This window comes from Streptomyces sp. NRRL S-646 (genome assembly GCF_000720765.1).
Lineage (GTDB): Bacteria > Actinomycetota > Actinomycetes > Streptomycetales > Streptomycetaceae > Streptomyces.
This window is the reverse complement of the sequence record NZ_JODC01000005.1, coordinates 633,984-652,548: the sequence shown is the minus strand read 5'-3', so window position 1 is coordinate 652,548 and position 18,565 is coordinate 633,984. Positions and strand designations below refer to the sequence as shown.

At 70.4% G+C, this 18,565-nt stretch carries 16 protein-coding genes; 9 read left to right on the top strand and 7 right to left on the bottom strand.

All coding sequences use genetic code 11. The annotated features are described in order from the left end of the window. Positions 1-3 precede the first annotated feature (3 nt). From IH68_RS0112900 to IH68_RS0112890, 3 genes are all read left to right on the top strand, one after another. Positions 4-960, top strand: coding sequence for a hypothetical protein (locus IH68_RS0112900; protein ID WP_030933309.1), 957 nt, complete (start codon positions 4-6; stop codon positions 958-960). 158 nt (positions 961-1,118) lie between these two features. Further along, the gene (locus IH68_RS0112895) at positions 1,119-2,231 is read left to right on the top strand and encodes a LacI family DNA-binding transcriptional regulator (protein WP_030933307.1); all 1,113 of its coding nucleotides are present in this window, start codon (positions 1,119-1,121) and stop codon (positions 2,229-2,231) included. Then, positions 2,228-3,139, top strand: coding sequence for a carbohydrate kinase family protein (locus IH68_RS0112890; protein WP_030933304.1), 912 nt, complete (start codon positions 2,228-2,230; stop codon positions 3,137-3,139). The genes IH68_RS0112895 and IH68_RS0112890 overlap by 4 nt, the downstream gene beginning before the upstream one ends. Positions 3,140-3,241: 102 nt before the next feature. On the opposite strand, the gene uvrA is transcribed toward IH68_RS0112890, so the two are convergent. Then, positions 3,242-6,271 carry an excinuclease ABC subunit UvrA gene (gene uvrA / locus IH68_RS0112885; protein ID WP_030933301.1) on the bottom strand — a complete coding sequence of 1,010 codons (3,030 nt, stop codon included), beginning with the start codon at positions 6,269-6,271 and terminating at the stop codon, positions 3,242-3,244. Positions 6,272-6,500: 229 nt separating this feature from the next. On the opposite strand from uvrA, the gene IH68_RS0112880 reads away from it, so the two are divergent. The 5 genes from IH68_RS0112880 to IH68_RS0112860 all read left to right on the top strand — a co-directional run bounded on the left by IH68_RS0112880 (position 6,501) and on the right by IH68_RS0112860 (position 10,952). Further along, positions 6,501-7,187: a maleylpyruvate isomerase family mycothiol-dependent enzyme gene (locus IH68_RS0112880; RefSeq protein WP_030933298.1), complete on the top strand. Its 687-nt coding sequence runs from the start codon at positions 6,501-6,503 to the stop codon at positions 7,185-7,187. Positions 7,188-7,242: 55 nt separating this feature from the next. Further along, the gene (locus IH68_RS0112875; protein WP_030933294.1) at positions 7,243-7,899 is read left to right on the top strand and encodes an MBL fold metallo-hydrolase; all 657 of its coding nucleotides are present in this window, start codon (positions 7,243-7,245) and stop codon (positions 7,897-7,899) included. A 505-nt stretch (positions 7,900-8,404) separates the two neighbouring features. Further along, positions 8,405-9,289 carry an ABC transporter substrate-binding protein gene (locus tag IH68_RS0112870; protein WP_030933290.1) on the top strand — a complete coding sequence of 295 codons (885 nt, stop codon included), beginning with the start codon at positions 8,405-8,407 and terminating at the stop codon, positions 9,287-9,289. Next, on the top strand, positions 9,286-10,203 hold the full coding sequence (locus IH68_RS0112865) for an amino acid ABC transporter permease (RefSeq protein WP_030933287.1): 918 nt from the start codon (positions 9,286-9,288) through the stop codon (positions 10,201-10,203). The genes IH68_RS0112870 and IH68_RS0112865 overlap by 4 nt, the downstream gene beginning before the upstream one ends. Then, complete coding sequence (locus IH68_RS0112860) at positions 10,200-10,952, top strand: amino acid ABC transporter ATP-binding protein (RefSeq protein ID WP_030933284.1); 753 nt, start codon at positions 10,200-10,202, stop codon at positions 10,950-10,952. Before IH68_RS0112865 ends, IH68_RS0112860 begins: the two co-directional genes overlap by 4 nt. A 25-nt stretch (positions 10,953-10,977) precedes the next feature. Here the strand turns inward: IH68_RS0112860 and aroQ are convergent, their stop codons facing one another. Further along, entirely contained in the window at positions 10,978-11,451 is a 474-nt protein-coding gene (gene aroQ, locus IH68_RS0112855; RefSeq protein WP_030933280.1) for a type II 3-dehydroquinate dehydratase, read from the bottom strand. Positions 11,452-11,677: 226 nt separating this feature from the next. On the opposite strand from aroQ, the gene IH68_RS0112850 reads away from it, so the two are divergent. Next, positions 11,678-12,949: an MFS transporter gene (locus IH68_RS0112850; RefSeq protein WP_030933276.1), complete on the top strand. Its 1,272-nt coding sequence runs from the start codon at positions 11,678-11,680 to the stop codon at positions 12,947-12,949. Here IH68_RS0112850 and IH68_RS0112845 read toward each other — a convergent pair. The 5 genes from IH68_RS0112845 to IH68_RS0112825 form a co-directional block, all read right to left on the bottom strand. After that, on the bottom strand, positions 12,939-14,039 hold the full coding sequence (locus tag IH68_RS0112845) for a calcium:proton antiporter (protein WP_030933273.1): 1,101 nt from the start codon (positions 14,037-14,039) through the stop codon (positions 12,939-12,941). The two genes, IH68_RS0112850 and IH68_RS0112845, sit on opposite strands and share 11 nt — an antisense overlap. Positions 14,040-14,109: 70 nt before the next feature. Continuing rightward, positions 14,110-14,412 (bottom strand): hypothetical protein, encoded by a 303-nt coding sequence (locus IH68_RS0112840; protein WP_030933270.1) that lies wholly within the window; start codon positions 14,410-14,412, stop codon positions 14,110-14,112. 131 nt (positions 14,413-14,543) lie between these two features. Next, on the bottom strand, positions 14,544-15,545 hold the full coding sequence (locus tag IH68_RS0112835) for a TerC/Alx family metal homeostasis membrane protein (RefSeq protein ID WP_030933267.1): 1,002 nt from the start codon (positions 15,543-15,545) through the stop codon (positions 14,544-14,546). Positions 15,546-15,772: 227 nt separating this feature from the next. Beyond that, on the bottom strand, positions 15,773-17,773 hold the full coding sequence (locus tag IH68_RS0112830; RefSeq protein WP_030933264.1) for a TerD family protein: 2,001 nt from the start codon (positions 17,771-17,773) through the stop codon (positions 15,773-15,775). Positions 17,774-17,856: 83 nt separating this feature from the next. Continuing rightward, the gene (locus IH68_RS0112825) at positions 17,857-18,435 is read right to left on the bottom strand and encodes a TerD family protein (protein WP_030933261.1); all 579 of its coding nucleotides are present in this window, start codon (positions 18,433-18,435) and stop codon (positions 17,857-17,859) included. Between the last annotated feature and the right edge of the window lie 130 nt (positions 18,436-18,565).

Genomic DNA, 18,565 nt, shown 5'->3' with positions numbered 1-18,565 from the left:
TGCATGCCGCACGCCACACAGCACGCGGACGTCGCCGTCGTCGCGACCGCAGAACTGGACTCGGCCCTGCGAGGCGGCCCCTTCCATGTCGCACTGCGTGCCGCGATCGCCGCCCGCGGACTGCCGCTGCAGCGCGTGCAGCACCATCTGTCGCGCTACGGGGTCAAGGTCGGTGTGACGAGCCTGAGTTACTGGCAGCAGGGTGCCCGACGCCCGCAGCGCCCCGAGTCCCTGCGGGCGGTACGCGCGCTGGAGGAGATCCTCCAGCTGCCGGAGGAGTCCCTGATCCGGCTGCTCGCCGAGACCGACGAACCCTCGTGCGCGGGGCGGCCCGCAGGCCGCTCCTACCGCGCCCTGGTGGAGGCCTCGGGCGTCCTGGAGCGGCTGCTGGCGGAACTGGGCTCGCCCCTGGACGGCGGCCTGCACACCCTCGGGCACCACGAGCGGGTACGCATCGGCGCGCACCGCGAACTGGCGGGGCGCGAGTCCCACCACATAGTGCGCGCCCACAAGGACGGCGTCGACCGCTTCGTGGCCGTCCACCACGGCGACCCGGGGTGCGCGCCGGAACGCATGCGGGTGCACGCACTGGAGAACTGCCGCACGGGACGCGTGCGCGTGCACCACGACACCGGCGTGCTCGTGACCGAGCTCCTCTTCGACACCCGCCTGCGGGCCGGGGACACCTTCCTCTTCCGCTACGGCATCGAGGACGGCACCGCCGGCGTGTCCCGCGAGTACATCCGCGGCTTCGGGCCGGCCGGCGGGCAGTACGCGCTCCAGGTGCGCTTCGACGAGCAGGCCCTGCCCTCCCGCTGCCACCGCTTCGCCCAGCACTCGCCCGCGGCCCCGCGCAGCGGCCGCCAGGAACTGCCCCTCAGCGGCCGCCACCGCTCGGTCCACCTCGTCGAGCCCCGGGTGCGGACGGGGATCGTGGGCATCGGGTGGGACTGGGAGTGAGCCCTGCCCGACGGGCCGGCCAGATCGGCGCACTTCTCCCTCATTACTGGACGTAAACGTTTGCGCAAACGTTTACGTGGGACGCCGGATGGGATACCGTCCCGGCCGGAAGGCACGCGGTGCCGTCGAATGAGGCCGGGCCCAGGAAGGGGGACGCGATGGCGACCATGGCCGACGTCGCTCGAAGCGCCGGGGTGTCCGTGGCGACCGTCTCGCACGTCCTGAACGACACCCGGCCCGTCCTGCCCCACACCCGCCAGGCGGTCCTGGACGCCGTCGACCGGCTCGGCTACACCCCGAACACCCTCGCCCGCTCCCTGGTGACCTCGCGCACCCGCTCCATCGGGCTCGCGGTGTCGGCGATCAGCAACCCGTACTTTACCGAGATCCTCCAAGGCGTCGAGGCGGGCGCCCTGGAACACGGCTACAGCCTGCTCATCGCCGATCCGCACGACGACCCGGAGCACGAGCGCAAGGTCGTCCAGCTCCTCCAGGAACGCCGGGTCGACGGCATGATCGTCGCCCCTTCGGCGAACCCGGGCGACCTCCTCGCCTACCTCGGCCGCCACGGCGTGCCGGCCGTCTTCCTGGACCGGCTCGTCGCCACCCCGGCCGACGGCACGCCTGCCTACGACCAGGTCTGCGCCGAGAGCGTCGAACCCACCACCCGGCTGGTCACCCATCTCGCCGAGCTCGGCCATCGCCGGATCGCCCTCGTCGCAGGCCGGCCCGGGCTCAGTACCACCCGCGAACGCGTCGCCGGGTACCGCCACGGCCTCGCCGCCTCCGGGCTCCCCCACGACGAACGCCTTCTGGTGCACGGCAACTCCGAATCCGCCGACGCCGAGCGCGCCACCACGGCTCTTCTCTCCCTCGCCGCCCCGCCCACCGCTCTCGTCACCGCCAACAACGCGATGACCATCGGTGCCCTGCGCGCCCTGCGCGACCGCGGTCTGTCCGTGCCCGAGGACATGGCCCTGTGCTGCTTCGACGACTTCGCCTGGGCAGACCTGTTCTCGCCCCGACTGACCGCCGTCGCCCAGCCCAGCCGGGAGATCGGCGCCCAGGCGGTACGGGTGCTCCTGGAACGCCTCGCCTCCCCGGACCGCCCCGCCCGCACCCTGCGGCTCCCCTGCACCTTCGTCCACCGGACCTCGTGCGGCTGCCCGGACGAACCGGTGCGGTCAGAACAACCCGAACAGACAGAGAAGTTCGAGAAATCCGAGAAGCCCGAGAAGTTCGGGAAGCGCGAGAAAGGAACCGCCTCGTGATCGTCGTCGCCGGTGAGGCTCTGATCGACCTGGTACCGCAGGGTACGGGGGCCCTCGCAGGCCTGAAGCCGGTGCTCGGCGGCGGCCCGTACAACACGGCCGTGGCCCTCGGCCGTCTCGGCTCCCCCACGGCGTTCTGCTCCCGCACCTCCCGCGACGCCTTCGGCGAGGCGTTGCTCGACGGGCTCCGTGCAGCGGGCGTGGACGTCTCGGCCGTGCAGCGCGGTGCGGAGCCGACCACCCTCGCGGTCGCCACGATCGACGGAAACGGATCCGCCGCCTACTCCTTCTACGTCGAGGGCACCGCCGACCGGCTGTTCGCGGCGCCCGAGGCGCTCCCCGCCGGGACGCGGGCCGTGTCCTTCGGCACCTGCTCGCTCGTCCTGGAGCCGGGGGCGACGGCCTACGAGAGCCTGCTGCGGACCGCGGCCGCGCAGGGCGTGTTCACCGCACTCGACCCCAACATCCGGGCGGGCCTGATTCCCGACGCGGACGCCTACCGGGCGCGTTTCCGGAGCTGGCTGCCCTCGGTGTCGCTGCTCAAGATGTCCGAGGAGGACGCCCTGTGGCTGGGCGGCTCCCCGCGGGAGTGGCTGGCCGCCGGACCCGCGGCGGTCGTGATCACTCATGGCGGCGACGGGCTCAGCGCCTTCACCCGGGACGGGGCGGTGTACCCCGCGCCGGGCGAGAAGGTCGACGTCGTCGACACCATAGGCGCCGGCGACACGGTGAACGCGGCGCTCCTGCATGGTCTGGCCGCCCGAAACGCCCTGTCCTCCGAGGCGCTCCTGGGACTGGGCGCCGAGGGCTGGACCAGGCTGCTGCGCTTCGCGGCGCGGGCAGCCGCGATCACCTGCTCCCGGGCGGGCGCGGAGCCGCCGTACGCGTCCGAAGTGGACGAGGCGTAGGGGCCGTTTTATCCCGTGCGCGGGCCCGGCAGCCCGGCCGGCAACGAGCGGCGCCCCCGAGGGGGGTTCTCCCGCGGGGGCGCCGAACTGTTCCGGACCTGTTCAGGCCTTCCGTGCCCGCGTCGTCTTCTTCGCGGGCGTGGCCTTCTTCGTGGCACCGGCCGCCTTCTTCGTGGCCGTGCTGTTGGCGGTCCTGGCCGTCGCCGTCTTCTTCGCCGTCGCCCCGGCCGCGACCGTCTTCCTGGCCGCGGTCTTGCGCGGGGCCGGCACCGAGCTGGCGTCGCTGATCCGGTCGGCGCCGAGGATCTCCCGCAGGAACTTGCCGGTGTGGCTGGCCGGGACCCCGGCCACCTCCTCGGGCGTGCCCTCGGCGACGACGAGTCCGCCGCCTGCGCCGCCCTCGGGGCCCATGTCGACGACCCAGTCGGCGGTCTTGATCACGTCGAGGTTGTGCTCGATGACGATGACCGTGTTGCCCTTGTCGACCAGGCCCGCAAGCACCGTCAGCAGCTTGCTGATGTCCTCGAAGTGCAGACCGGTGGTCGGCTCGTCCAGCACGTACACCGTGCGGCCGGTGGAGCGCTTCTGCAGCTCGCTGGCGAGCTTCACGCGCTGCGCCTCACCGCCGGACAGGGTGGTGGCCGACTGGCCGAGCCGGACGTAGCCGAGACCGACGTCGTTGAGCGTCTTGAGGTGGCGGTTGATCGCCGGGACCGCCTCGAAGAAGTTCATGGCTTCTTCGATGGGCATGTTCAGGACCTCGGAGATGGACTTGCCCTTGTAGTGGACCTCCAGGGTCTCCCGGTTGTAGCGGGCGCCGTGGCAGACCTCGCAGGGGACGTACACGTCCGGGAGGAAGTTCATCTCGATCTTGATGGTGCCGTCGCCCGCGCAGTTCTCGCAGCGGCCGCCCTTGACGTTGAAGGAGAAGCGGCCGGGTAGATAGCCGCGGACCTTCGCCTCGGTGGTCTCCGCGAACAGCTTGCGGATGTGGTCGAAGACGCCGGTGTACGTCGCCGGGTTCGAGCGCGGAGTGCGGCCGATGGGCGACTGGTCGACGTGCACGACCTTGTCGACGAGGTCGTCGCCGTCCACGCGCGTGTGCCGGCCGGGAACGCTCCTCGCGCCGTTCAGCTCACGGGCCAGGTGCGTGTACAGGATGTCGTTGACCAGCGTCGACTTGCCGGAGCCGGACACGCCCGTGACGGCCGTGAACACGCCCAGCGGGAAGGAGACGTCGATGTCCTGGAGGTTGTTCTCACGGGCGCCGTGCACCGTGAGCCTGCGGGAGGGGTCCTGCGGGCGGCGGATGTCGGGCAGCGGGATCGACTTCTTGCCCGCCAGGTACTGGCCGGTCATGGACTCGGCGTTGGTGAGCAGTTCCTTCAGGGAGCCGCTGTGCACGACCTTGCCGCCGTGCTCGCCCGCGCCGGGGCCGATGTCGACGACCCAGTCGGCGACCTTGATGGTGTCCTCGTCGTGCTCGACGACGATGAGCGTGTTGCCCATGTCGCGCAGTCTGACCAGGGTCTCGATCAACCGGTGGTTGTCGCGCTGGTGGAGGCCGATGGACGGCTCGTCCAGGACGTACAGGACGCCGACGAGGCCGGAGCCGATCTGGGTGGCCAGGCGGATGCGCTGGGCCTCGCCGCCGGAGAGGGTGCCGGCCGCGCGGTTCAGCGAGAGGTAGTCCAGGCCGACGTCGACCAGGAACCGCAGCCGCTCGTTGACCTCCTTCAGCACCCGCTCGGCGATCTTCTTGTCGCGGGCGTTGAGCTTCAGCTCGCCCAGGAAGTCGGCGCAGTCGCTGATGGACATGCCGGAGACCTCGGCGATCGACTTCCCCATGATCGTGACCGCGAGGACGATCGGCTTCAGGCGGGTCCCCTCACAGGTGGGGCAGGGCACCTCGCGCATATAGCCCTCGAAGCGCTCGCGGCTTGCGTCGCTCTCGGCCTCGCTGTGCCGGCGCTTGACGAAGGGGACGGCGCCTTCGAAGGGCGTGGTGTAGACGCGCTCGCGCCCGTACCGGTTGCGGTAGCGGACCTCGATCTGCGTCTTGTGGCCGTGCAGCAGAGCCTTCTTGGCGCGCTGCGGCAGGCCCGCGAAGGGGATGTCGGTCCGGAAGCCCAGGGCGTCCGCCAGGGCGCCGATCAGGCGGCCGAAGTAGTCCTTGGTGTGGCCGTGCGACCACGGGTGGATGGCACCCTCGTCGAGGGACTTGTCCTCGTCCGGGACGATCAGCTCGGGGTCGACCTCCATGCGCGTGCCGATGCCACTGCAGTCGGGGCAGGCGCCGAAGGGCGAGTTGAAGGAGAAGGAGCGCGGTTCCAGCTCCTCGAAGGACAGGTCGTCGTACGCGCAGTACAGGTGCTCCGAGTACATGCGCTCGCGCTCGGGGTCGTCCTCCGGGAGGTCGACGAAGTCGAGCACGACCATGCCGCCGGACAGGCCGAGGGCGGTCTCCACGGAGTCGGTGAGGCGGCGCTTGGCGGAGTCCTTCACCGTCAGGCGGTCGATGACCACCTCGATGGTGTGCTTCTCCTGCTTCTTCAGCGTGGGCGGGCTGGAGAGCTGGATGGTCTCGCCGTTCACGCGCGCGCGTGAGTAGCCCTTGGTCTGGAGGTCGGCGAAGAGATCGACGAACTCTCCCTTGCGCTCGCGCACCAGCGGCGACAGCACCTGGAAGCGGCTCCCCTCCGGCAGCTCCAGGACCTTGTCGACAATGGCCTGCGGCGACTGTCGCGAGATCGGGCGGCCGCACTCGGGACAGTGCGGCTTGCCGATGCGCGCGAAGAGCAGACGCAGGTAGTCGTAGACCTCGGTGATGGTGCCGACCGTCGAGCGCGGGTTGCGCGAGGTCGACTTCTGGTCGATGGAGACGGCCGGGGAGAGACCCTCGATGAAGTCGACGTCCGGCTTGTCCATCTGACCGAGGAACTGACGGGCGTACGAGGAGAGCGACTCCACATAGCGCCGCTGCCCCTCGGCGAAGATGGTGTCGAAGGCCAGCGAGGACTTGCCCGACCCCGACAGGCCCGTGAAGACGATGAGCGAGTCGCGCGGCAGGTCGAGCGAGACATTCTTGAGGTTGTGCTCGCGCGCGCCACGGACGATGAGACGGTCGGCCACGCCGGTCCGCACCTTTCTTGGCTTGAGAGGAGTGACAGGGGCGAGGCCCCCGTGCTTTCTCAGACTAGGGGGAGCCACTGACAACGCCGGTCGGATTCCCGGGTTGCATAACAATCCCCGGCCCTCCAGCATGCCCGACGCCACGCCCGACCATATAGCACGCGCATTCGATTTACGGCACGGCTTCACCACCTTCACCCAAAGGTGTGGCGAAGCTAGGGTCAGCAGCATGATTGATCACGGTGATGACCTGGCGTCTGTACGTGACGCAACGGACCGGCTGCTCACCGCAGCCGCCAAACTGGACAACGCGTCGGTGGCCGAGCCGTCACGGCTCCCCGGCTGGACCCGTGGCCACGTCCTCGCCCACCTCGCCCGCAACGCGGACGCGCTCGTGAACGTCCTCGAGGGCCGTCCCATGTATCCGTCCGGGGAGGCCCGCGACGCCGACATCGAGCGGGACGCCCCGCGCCCCCTCGACGTCCAGCTCGCCGATCTGCGCGACAGCGCGGCCCGCTTCCAGGAGACGGGAGCGGCGCCGGCGGACTGGTCGCGCACGGTGGAGCTGCGCAACGGGGTCACCGACTCGGCGTCCAGGGTGCCGTTCCGCCGGTGGGTCGAGGTGGAGCTGCACCACGTGGATCTCGGCATCGGGTACGAGCTGGAGGATCTGCCGGCGGAGTTCTCGGAGCGGGAGATCGATTTCCTGGCCGCGCGCTTTTCCGGGCACCCCGATGTGCCCCCCACCCGGCTGACGGACGGCACGCGCGCGTGGCGGACGGGCCGGGAGGCGACGGAGCCGGAGGTCACCGTCTCGGGCCCGGCGCCGGATCTGCTCGGCTGGCTGGCCGGGCGCCGCGACGGCTCCGGACTCACCGTGCAGGGCGGCCCGCTGCCGGCGCTCCCCCCGTTGTGACCGCGCGGCCCATGGCGGGGGCTCCTGCCGCGCTCCCCCGCTATAGGCTGCCGCCATGACGTACAGCGGACAGGTGACGGTCGGCGGCCCGGCGGATGTGCACGAGCTGAAGGACCTGATGATCACCAAGATCGCGGTCGGCCCGATGGACAACAACGCCTATCTGCTGCGCTGCCGGGCCACCGATGAGCAGTTGCTGATCGACGCGGCCAACGACGCGGACACGCTGCTCGGCATGATCGGTGACGACGGCATCGCCTCCGTCGTCACCACCCATCAGCACGGCGACCACTGGCAGGCGCTCGCCCAGGTCGTCACGGGCACCGGCGCCCGCACGTACGCGGGCCGGGAGGACGCCGTCGGCATCCCGGTGCCGACCGACGTCCTCGTCGACGACGGCGACACCATCCGGGTGGGGCACGTGGAGCTCACCGCGCGCCACCTGGTCGGGCACACTCCGGGCTCGATCGCCCTCGTCTACGACGACCCGCACGGGCATCCCCATGTCTTCACGGGGGACTGCCTCTTCCCCGGCGGTGTCGGCAACACCCGTAAGGATCCGAAGGCGTTTGCCAGTCTGATCCACGACGTCGAGACGAAGATCTTCGACGTGCTGCCGGACGAGACCTGGGTCTACCCCGGACACGGCAACGACACGACCCTGGGCGCGGAGCGGCCGCATCTGCCGGAGTGGCACGCGCGCGGGTGGTGAGAACGCCGAACGGCACACAGGGGCGGTCAGGTTCCACGACCTGACCGCCCCTGTACGCGTCGGCCCGCTTGCCGCCTCGAGAGGACGGGCCCGTGACCCATGGGAGTCATGCCCTACAGCGCGCCGAGCGGCAGATGCGTCACACCTCGGCCGCGCCCGTCGTGACGCGAAGGGTCGCGCCCCGCGCCTCGGCGCTCGATCCGGCGTGAACTCCCCGTACGCCCGCGCCGACTTGGCTCACGTGCCCCGTGTGAACCATTCACACGAGCCGAAGTCCTGCGCGCGCTCCCCGAGCACCTTGTTGCGCAGTCAACTGGAAGCAGCCCCGCACAGGATGACGGCTCCTGCGCGGTATGGGCCGCCGGTCTTTCGATCCCCGCCCTCGACCGGCGGCCCCGGCGTTCTCTCAGGAAGTGTTCACAAGGCCGCAACACGCGTTCCCACTATGCGGACAATTCCCGTCGTGACCTCGACAAACGGGATGCTGGACTGCCACTCTCCCGCCATGCACCTTGCCCCTCGCGCACTGCGCCGCGCCGTCGCCGCGGCAACCATAGGCCTGCTCGCCACCGCTGTCGGCTGCGCTCCGCAGCCGGAGGACAAGGCCGCGGCCACACCGTCCGGTTCGGCCCCGAAGACCTGCGCCAAGGGCAAGCTGGCCACCAAGACGTCCGGCAAGCTGACCATCGCCACGGACGAGCCCGCGTACGAGCCGTGGTTCAAGGACGACAAGCCCGCCAACGGCAAGGGCTTCGAGTCCGCGGTCGCCTATGCGGTGGCGCAGCAGCTCGGCTACGACAAGAGCGCCGTCGTCTGGCAGAGCGTGCCCTTCAACAAGGCCTTCGCGCCCGGCGTGAAGACCTTCGACTTCGACATCAACCAGGTGTCGATCAGCAACGAGCGCAAGAAGGCCGTGGACTTCTCCTCCGGCTACTACGACGTGCGCCAGGCCGTCATCGCGCTGAAGGGCTCCAAGGCCGCGAAGGCGACGAGCATCGCGGATCTCAAGGGCCTCAAGCTGGGCGCCCAGGTCGGCACCACCAGCCTCGACTACATCGACGACGTGGTGAAGCCGAAGCAGGAGGCCGCGGTCTACGCCAAGAACGACCAGGCCAAGTCCGCGCTGAAGAACGGCCAGGTCGACGCCATCGTCACCGATCTGCCGACCGCGTTCTACATCACCGCGGCCGAGGTGACCGAGGCCAGGATCGTCGGGCAGTTCGAGAACCAGGGCGGTACGCCGGAGCAGTTCGGGCTCGTACTCGACAAGGGCAGCGCCCTCACCTCGTGCGTGACGGGCGCCGTCGACGCCCTTCGCAAGGACGGCACGCTGGCGAAGATCGAGAAGCAGTGGCTCTCGGACGCCGTCGACGCTCCGGTGCTCAAGTGACCGTCGCCAAGGAGGAGTCCGGCCGGGAGGACGCGGACGACAAGGGTGACATGCCCGGCGGGGGCGACGGCTACGTCCCGTCGCAGCGGCGCATCGAGCGTGAAGCCTTCAAGCGCGCGCGTGCCCGCCGCGCGACGGCGATCGCCGCGCTGTCGACCCTCGTCACAGGCGTGGTCCTCTATCTGATCGTCGTCAATGCGCCCGGCTGGCCGCGCACCAAGGAGACGTTCTTCAACGGGCAGTACGCGCGCGAGGCGTTCCCCAAGGTCCTCGAAGGGCTCTGGCTCAACGTCCGGCTGCTGCTGATCTGCGGCGCGGCGGTGCTGGTCCTCGGCATGCTGATCGCCATCGCGCGCACCCTGCGCGGTCCGGTGTTCTTCCCGCTGAGGGCGCTGGCGGCCGCCTACACCGACTTCTTCCGCGGGTTGCCGCTGATCATCAACCTGATGATCGTGGTCCTGGGTGTTCCCGCGCTGCGGCTGCAGGGCGTGACCGTGGACCCGGTGCTCCTCGGCGGTACGGCGCTCACGCTGACGTATTCGGCCTATGTGGCCGAGGTGTTCCGTGCCGGCATCGAGTCCGTGCACCCCTCGCAGCGCGCAGCGGCCCGCTCGCTCGGCCTCACCAACCGGCAGGCCCTGCGCCATGTCGTCCTGCCGCAGGCCGTGCGCCGGCAGGTGCCGCCCCTGCTGAACGATCTGGTGTCGCTGCAGAAGGACACCGGACTCGTCTCGATCGGCGGCGCGATCGACGCCGTACGGGCCGCGGACATCATCGTGGGGCGCAGCCTCAACTACACGCCGTACATCGTCGCGGGTCTGGTATTCGTGGCGCTGACCATCCCGATGACCCGCTTCACTGACTGGGTGACGGCACGGATGGACCGCCGGCGGGCCCAGGGAGGATCGATATGAGCGACGCGCCCGTGCTGCGCATGGAGTCCGTGCGCAAGACCTTCGGCGACTCGGTCGTCCTGCGCGATGTCGACCTGGAGGTCGCGCCGCACACGGTGACCGCGTTGATCGGCGCCTCCGGCTCGGGCAAGTCGACGCTGCTGCGGTGCGCGAACCTCCTGGAGGAGATCGACGACGGGGCGATCTGGTTGGACGGCGAGGAGATCACCGATCCGCGCGCCGACCAGGACGCGGTTCGCCGCCGTATCGGCGTGGTCTTCCAGGCCTACAACCTGTTCCCGCACATGACGGTCCTGGACAACGTCACCCTTGCCCCGCGGCGGGTGCACGGCGCCTCCCGTGCGGAGGCCGAGGAGCGTGCCCGGGAGCTGCTGGACCGGCTCGGGCTGGGCGGCAAGGCGAGCGAGTACCCGGACCGGCTGAGCGGCGGTCAGCAGCAGCGGGTGGCGATCGTGCGGGCTCTGGCCGTACGGCCGCGGCTGCTGCTGCTCGACGAGATCACCGCCGCCCTCGACCCCGAGCTCGTCGGCGAGGTCCTCACCGTCGTGCGGGACCTGAAGGACGACGGCATGACCATGGTGCTGGCCACGCACGAGATGGGCTTCGCCCGGGACGTCGCCGACCAGGTTTGTTTTCTGGACTCGGGGGTGGTCCTGGAGCGCGGAACCGCCGAGCAGGTCTTCGGCGACCCGCAGCAGGAACGCACGCAGCGGTTCCTGCGGCGGATCGTGGAGGCGGGCCGGCTGTAAGACTCGGGCGCCTGGTGATCGGGGCTTACGCGTCGGCCTGAGCGACCCCCACCAGCGCCGCGACACGCTCCACGCCGAACACGTATCCCTGTACTCCGCACCCGGCGATGACGCCGTCGGCGCGCAGGGAGACGTACGAGTGGTGCCGGAACGACTCGCGCTGGTGGATGTTGGAGATGTGCACCTCCAGCACGGGCAGTCCGTCGCAGGTGTTGAGTGCGTCCAGAATCGCAACTGACGTGTGGGAGTACGCCCCGGGGTTGATGACGATCCCGCAGTGGTTCAGCCGTGCCTCGTGGATCCAGTCGACCAACTCGCCCTCGTGGTTGGACTGCCGGAAGTCCACCGTGCCGCCGTGCGCGGCGGCCGCCTTGGCGCACAGGGCCTCGACGTCGGCGAGGGTGTCCTTGCCGTAGATCTCCGGCTGGCGCTGGCCGAGCAGGTTCAGGTTGGGCCCGTTGAGGATCATGATCGGGGCGTTGGCCAGGGTGCGGGGCACGGTTCCTCCGGTCCGGTGGTTTGCGGCGATCCGTCGAGGACCGCTGTTCGCACCCGGTTTATCACGGTGCATTCGCGGCGGGACGGCCCGCACTCCCGACGGCCCGCCCGGCGCATCACCTCCCGTACCGGCGAGGCCCGATCACGCCCGTGCGTCCCCGTAACCCGCTGTCACCGTGGGTAGTTGACGCGGCATGCACGACGTACGCACCGTAATGAGACCCTCCATGCTGCGGCTCGCGGCCGCCTCGCTCGCCGGGACGGCCATCGAGTTCTACGACTTCTTCGTCTACGGGACCGCCGCGGCGCTGGTCCTGGGGCCGCTGTTCTTCCCGGCGTTCTCACCGGTGGCGGGCACTCTCGCGGCCTTCGTCACGTTCGGCGTGGGGTTCGTGGCGCGGCCGCTGGGCTCGGTGCTGTTCGGGCACATCGGGGACCGGCGCGGACGCCGGCCGGTCCTGGTCGGCTCGCTGCTGCTGACCGGCGCTGCCACGGTCGCGGTCGGCTGTGTGCCGACGTACGAGTCGATCGGTGGGGCCGCCCCCGCACTGCTCCTGGTGCTGCGTTTTCTGCAGGGGCTGGGGCTCGGCGGGGAGTGGGGCGGGGCGGTGCTGCTCACCGCCGAGCACGCGCCCGCCGAACGGCGTGCCCTGTGGTCGAGCTTCCCGCAGGTCGGGCCCGCCCTGGGGTTCCTGCTCGCCAATGGTGTGGTGCTGGCGCTGTCGGCGACGCTGTCCGACGCGCAGTTCGCCCAGTGGGGATGGCGGGTGCCGTTCTGGGCGGCGGGTGTGCTGGCCGCGGCGGGGCTGTGGCTGCGGTCGTCGCTCGCCGAGAGCCCCAGCTTCCTGGAGATCGACGACCACGCGCGCGTGCCGCTCGCGGAGGTCGTGCGCGGCCACTGGCGGCTCGTCCTGCTGACGGCCGGGGCGCTCTCCGTCGGGTACGCGATCTTCTACACCGTGACGACCTGGTCCCTCGCGTACGCGACGGAGCGGCTCGGGGTGAGCCGTACTGTCATGTTGACCTGCATCATGGCCGCGGTGGTGGTGATGGGCGCGCTCACCCCGCTGGCCGCGCTGCTCGGGGACCGCTACGGGCGACGGCCGATGTGCCTGGCCGGGTGCACCGCCGCCACCGCTTGGATGTTTCCGACGGTCTACCTCCTCGCGACCGGTGAGCCGCTGCTGATGTTCGCCGGCTTCCTGGGGGCGCTGCTCGCGTTCGTCACGATGTCCGGGGTGATCGCCGCGTATCTGTCCGAACTGTACGAGCCGCGGGTGCGCTGCACGGGAGCGGCTGTCGGCTACAACCTCGGCGGGGTACTCGGTGGCGCGCTCACGCCGATCGCGGCGACGGCGCTGGTCGGGCACAGCGGCCGGGTCCCGTGGGGCGTGGGGGCCTATCTGACGGGGATCGCGCTGCTGAGCCTCGGGTGCTTCGCGCTGCTGCCGGAGACGCGGCCGGTGGCGGTGGTCGCCCCGGAGCCGGTCATGGATTGATGGCGAGCTCCAAGTACGCCGCGAACAGCACCAGATGGACCCCGCCCTGCAGCGGCGTGGCCCGGCCCGGCACCACGGTCAGGGAGCTCACCACCACGGTCAGGGCGAGCAGCACCATGTGGGTGGAGCCGAGGCCGAGGACGAGCGGGCCGGAGAGCCAGATGGATGCCAGGGCGACGGCGGGGATGGTCAGGCCGATGCTGGCCATGGCGGAGCCGAGGGCCAGGTTCAGGCTGGTCTGCACCCGGTCGCGGCGGGCGGAGCGCAGGGCCGCGATGGTCTCGGGGAGCAGCACCAGCAGGGCGATGATCACGCCGACGACCGCGTGGTGCAGTCCGGCGGCCTCCACTGCGGACTCGATGGTGGGCGACACACCCTTGGCCAGGCCGACCACGCCGATCAGCGCGAGACCGAGCAGGGCCAGGCTGATCCACGCGGTGCGGACGGTCGGGGTGTCCGCGTGGTCGTCGGTGGTGATCACCCCGCCCTGGCGGCTGATGGGCAGGAAGTAGTCGCGGTGCCGCACGGTCTGGGTCGCGACGAACAGGCCGTAAAGGATCAGCGAGGAGATCGCGGCGAAGGTCAGCTGTACGCCCGAGAACTCCGGGCCCGGCTTGCTGGTGGTGAACGTCGGCAGTACCAGGCTGAGCGTGGCCAGGGTGGCGACGGTGGCGAGCGCGGCGCCGGTGCCTTCGGGGTTGAAGACCGCGGTGCCGTGACGCACGGAGGCGACCAGCAGACAGAGGCCGACGATGCCGTTGCAGGTGATCATCACCGCCGCGAAGACCGTGTCCCTGGCCAGGGTCGAGCTCTTGCCGCCGCCGTCTGCCATCAGGGTGACGATCAGGGCGACCTCGATGACCGTGACGGCGACCGCGAGTACGAGGGAGCCGAAGGGTTCGCCGACCCGGTGGGCGACCACCTCGGCGTGGTGCACGGCGGCGAGGACGGCGCCGGCGAGGACGAGGGTGACCACAGCGACGACCGCGGCGGGCAGATCACGCCCCCAGGTGAAGGCCAGCAGGACGATCGATAGCACCGGCACGACGGACGTCCACTGCGTCGTGAGCGACCTGAGCCGAGCGATCATGCAGCGATCGTGGCAGAGACGTACGGGCCCCGCACCCGGGCGGTGCGGGGCCCCTTCGGGGGGTGCGCGGCTATTTGAGCTCGCTCATCTCCAGCAGGTCGCAGTTGGTGAACGTGCGCTCGCCAATGCTCAGCGCGCCCATCTGCTCCGCCATCTTGGCCGTCTCGGGGTCGTTGCTGTTCCGCATCGCGTCCTCGTACGACTCGAATTCGATCAGCGCCAGATAGCGGCGGGGATTGTCCCGGTCTTTGAGGAGCATGCTGTGCGTGGGGCCGCCCGCCCGGCCGGCGTTGCGCTCCCTCGCCTCCTGCACCAGTTGCTGCATCTCCTCCAGACGCTCGGTCTCGAAGGTGATGATCTGTACGAACTTCATGGGTACCTCCACGCGGCCAGGGCGCTCCCTGGCCGGGAAACGCGCTCAGGAAACAAGCAAGCACCGGGAGCGGTGCGCGGCAATTCGCCGCGCACCGCTCCCGGTGGTGGTTGTTTCTACGTCCGTCGCAGTCAGGCCTGGATGCTGTCCTTCGCAGCGCCTTCGCTCTGCGCCTGCGCCGCCTCGGCCGCCGCCTGCTTCTTTGTCGCCCTCAGGCTGGTGATGGTGGTGACGATCAGGACCGAGCAGATCACGCCGAGGGAGACCGGGATGGAGATCTCCGGGACGTGGACGCCGGACTCGTGCAGCGCGTGCAGCACCAGCTTGACGCCGATGAAGCCGAGGATGATCGATAGGCCGTAGCTGAGGTGGACCAGCTTCTTCAACAGGCCGCCGATCAGGAAGTACAGCTGCCTGAGGCCCATCAGCGCGAAGGCGTTGGCGGTGAAGACGATGTACGGGTCCTGGGTCAGGCCGAAGATCGCGGGGATCGAGTCGAGGGCGAACAGGACGTCGGTGGTGCCGATCGCGAGCATCACGACCAGCATCGGCGTCATGACCCGCTTGCCGTTCTGCTCGATCCACAGCTTCGTGCCGTGGTAGCGGTCGGCGACGCCGAAGCGGCGCTCGGCGGCCTTGAGCAGCTTGTTCTCCTCGAACTCCTCGTCCTCCTCATCGGCCCGGGCCTCCTGGATGAGCTTCCAGGCGGTCCAGATGAGGAAGGCACCGAAGAGGTAGAAGACCCACGCGAAGCTGGCGAGGATCGCCGCACCGGCGGCGATGAAGATCGCCCGCAGGACCAGGGCTATGAGGACGCCGACGAGCAGCACCCGCTGCTGGTACTGGGAGGGCACCGCGAACTTCGCCATGATCAGGACGAAGACGAAGAGGTTGTCGACGCTCAGGGACTTCTCGGTGATGAAGCCCGCGAAGAACTCGCCGCCGGCCTGGCCGCCGCCGAAGAGGAGCAGACCGAGTCCGAAGAGCCCGGCCAGGGCGATCCAGACGACCGTCCAGATCCCGGCTTCCTTGATCGAGACGTCGTGCGGCTTGCGGCCGATGAAGAAGTCGACCGCGATCAGGGCGGCAAGGCCCACGATGGTAAGGACCCACAGGGTCGGGGAAACATCCACTGCGCCTCCGGCAATACGTAACGGCAGATGACCAGCGTCGTCGCGCTGCCGGAGGTCTCTTCCACCCAGGGTGGGCCGACGCCCCGGGATCAGTTCTGATCCGTATTGACGGGTACGCCGCAGTCGACAGGGAGTACTCCCCTCCGTGAGGACTACAGTACCCCAATCACCAAGGAAAGGTAAAGCAATTAGCAAAGAAAAGGTCAAAGAGCCTGTTCAAGGCGCCTTTACCGGTACTTGGTGCGGGCCGTTGCCACCTGGGTGAGCACCTGCTGGAGCACCTGGCTGCCGGGCGGCACGAGGGCCGGCTCGTAGGTCCAGGCATGGCCGACCCACGGGTCGGCGAGATGGTCGTCGGGCAGCGGGGTGAGGCGCAGCAGCGAACGCCACAGGGGGTCGAGGAGAGGCCCGTAGCCGGCGGCCTCCTCGCGGTCCGCGACCATCATCAGGTGGACGCCGACGGCCGGGCCCTCGTCCGCGAGATAGCGCAGCTGGGTCACCGCCCGGTCGTCGAAGCCGTGCGGGAAGTCGTTGACGATCAGGAGCTGCTCGGCGGTGTCCAGGCCGGGCGGGAGCGAGTCGGCGGCACCGCCGCGCACCGCCATCTGCACCAGGTCGACGCGCTGGGTGAGCCGGGTCAGGACGTCCGTCACGCCCGTCGCGCCCAGGGCGGGCGGGCTCGCCAGCACGCCGCTGTGCACCAGCGGTGCGAGCGCCTGGCCTGCGGAGCCGGCCGGGTCGATGACATGCACGCTGAACTCGTCCGCCGGATAGACGGCGAGCAGCCGTGCCGCGAGCGCCACCGCGGTGTCCATGGCAAGGCGCCCCAGCTCATGGGCGTTTGCGGACGAGTCGTCGAGTGATGCGGGACGTCCGCTGTCGATCCACAGACCGCGTTCGAGCGGCAGGCGGACCAGCATCGGGATGCGCAGCAGCTCGCTCTCGGGCAGCGAGAGGTCGCCCAGGCGCAGGGCCATGGGGATCTCCATCGGCACCCGGTAGCCGTGCCAGACGGGGTTGTCCCAGCGCGCGAACGCGGGCGGCAGCGCGGGCTCGACGACCTCGGCCTCGGCGGCGAGCTGGGCGAGGTCCCGGTCGAGGGCCGCCCTGGCCTGGTCGACGAGCTGCGCGTGCTTGGCGCGGGCCCCTTCCCGGGCGGCATCGCCCTGTCCGCCGATTCTGTTGCGCGGGTCGGAAAGGGCCTGGTCGAGCTCCTTCTCCATGCGCGAGTCGGCGAAGTCGACGGCGCTGCGGTAGGCGGCCGTGGTGCGGGCCAGGTCTTCGAACATGCCCCAGACCTGGTTGTACAACCGCTCGTCCATGGACCAGCCGGTCGCGTCGCCCGCGACCGGCGGCGCGGGCTGTCCGGGCGGGGCCGGGGGCACGGTCGGCGGGGGCGGTGGCGGCGCGGCGGCCTGCCGGCCCGGATGGCTGTAGTCGACCGGGCCGCCGGCGGTGGGCGAGGAGGGCTGCGTGACCGCGGAAGGATCCGCCGGGTATCCGGGCTGGGTGCCCTCTGGTCCGTACGGAGATGTGGGCGGAGGGGGTACGGGACCGGGGGCGCCCTGGGGTGCCGCGGGGCCGCCCTGGTCGGGCCCGTGCGCCGGTGCGGCGGCCTGGCGTGTGCGGTCCCCGTCCGCGCTGCGCTGCGGGGGTGCAGGCACCGAGCGGGCCAGGCCTTGGGCCACAGCCTCGTTGATGGTGCCCGCGAGGCGTTGGGCCTCGGGCAGGCCCTGGTCGGCGAGGAGCTCGGCGAGGCCGCCCGCGTAGCCCTGGCCGACTGCACGCACCTTCCAGGCGCCCTGCCGGCGGTAGAGCTCCAGGGCGACGACTGCGCACTCGGCGTCCAGGCCGGTGATCGTGTAGCTGGCGACCTCGGTGCCGTCGAGGCCGGTGACCGCGACGAAGGGGGCGGTCACCGTGCCGAAGCGGACCGGGCCTCCGCCGCCCGCCGTGGGCAGGGCGAGCAGCACATTGACCCGGTGCACGGCCTCCGGCATGGCGTCCAGGTCCACCGCGAGACGGTGGTCGGCGGCCGCCTGCTTGGAGACCTCGAGCCCGGGCAGGGTGGGCGCGCCCGGGTGGGCCACCCATTCGACGCCGCGGGCCTTGCCCTTCTCGTCGCTGAGCGTGGCCGAGGCCACGATCGGCGTGCCGGCCGCAACCCGGATCTCGAGACGGGACTGGGAGAGCGGGTGGTTCTGCCCCCGCACCAGCTCGGCCGTCATCGCCCTCGTCCCCCTGTGTCGCTGGTGTGTCTTGTCGTGGGCCGCCAGGGCCTGTCTTTGCGGCAGGCCCTGGCGGGGTGGCTCTACAGGTGCGGCAGGATCGCCGGCATCAGGTCCTGGAAGGTGCGGCCGTTGGCCGGGGTGCCGAGGGCCGTCATCGTCCAGCCCGGGCCCGAGCGGTGCACCTTCGCCATGATCTGGGCCGTGTAGGCGCCGCCGCCCGCCAGCGTGTAGCGGGCGAGCTCCTGGCCGTTGGTCTCGTCGACCAGGCGACAGAACGCGTTCTGCACCTCCTGGAACGTCTGGCCCGTGAATGAGTTCACGGTGAAGACGATCTGGTCGATGTGGACCGGGATGCGCGCCAGGTCGACGAGGATCGCCTCGTCGTCGCCGCCCTGGCCGACACCGCCGACGAGGTTGTCACCGGTGTGGCGCACGGAGCCGTCGTCGCTCACCAGGTGGCGGAAGAAAACGACGTCGACCGGCTGCTTGTCGGCGAACAGGACGGCGGAGGCGTCCAGGTCGATCTCCCGGGTGCGCGAGCCGAACAGGCCGCGCCGGGGAGCCGCCTGCCAGCCGAGACCCATGCGGACCGCGGTCAGGCTGCCTCCGTCGTTCTTCTGCAGACTGATGGCCTGACCCTTGGTCATGTTGACGGTCACGCGCTGATTCCCCTCTCGAACTGTCCCCTGTTGCCGCAGAGTCCGCGGTTGACCAAAACCCTACGCAGGGCCGCCGAGAGTGCCGCACCCCGACCCGTACTTTGTGTCGGTCTTGCAACACAGAGCGCGT

Coding starts and splice junctions, on each gene's coding strand:
- IH68_RS0112880 (WP_030933298.1), top strand. CDS start 6,501: ATGATTGATCACGGTGATGACCTGGCGTCTGTACGTGACGCAACGGAC.
- IH68_RS0112840 (WP_030933270.1), bottom strand. CDS start 14,412: ATGAAGTTCGTACAGATCATCACCTTCGAGACCGAGCGTCTGGAGGAG.
- IH68_RS0112895 (WP_030933307.1), top strand. CDS start 1,119: ATGGCGACCATGGCCGACGTCGCTCGAAGCGCCGGGGTGTCCGTGGCG.
- IH68_RS0112875 (WP_030933294.1), top strand. CDS start 7,243: ATGACGTACAGCGGACAGGTGACGGTCGGCGGCCCGGCGGATGTGCAC.
- IH68_RS0112870 (WP_030933290.1), top strand. CDS start 8,405: ATGCACCTTGCCCCTCGCGCACTGCGCCGCGCCGTCGCCGCGGCAACC.
- IH68_RS0112830 (WP_030933264.1), bottom strand. CDS start 17,773: ATGACGGCCGAGCTGGTGCGGGGGCAGAACCACCCGCTCTCCCAGTCC.
- IH68_RS0112860 (WP_030933284.1), top strand. CDS start 10,200: ATGAGCGACGCGCCCGTGCTGCGCATGGAGTCCGTGCGCAAGACCTTC.
- IH68_RS0112850 (WP_030933276.1), top strand. CDS start 11,678: ATGCTGCGGCTCGCGGCCGCCTCGCTCGCCGGGACGGCCATCGAGTTC.
- IH68_RS0112900 (WP_030933309.1), top strand. CDS start 4: ATGCCGCACGCCACACAGCACGCGGACGTCGCCGTCGTCGCGACCGCA.
- IH68_RS0112845 (WP_030933273.1), bottom strand. CDS start 14,039: ATGATCGCTCGGCTCAGGTCGCTCACGACGCAGTGGACGTCCGTCGTG.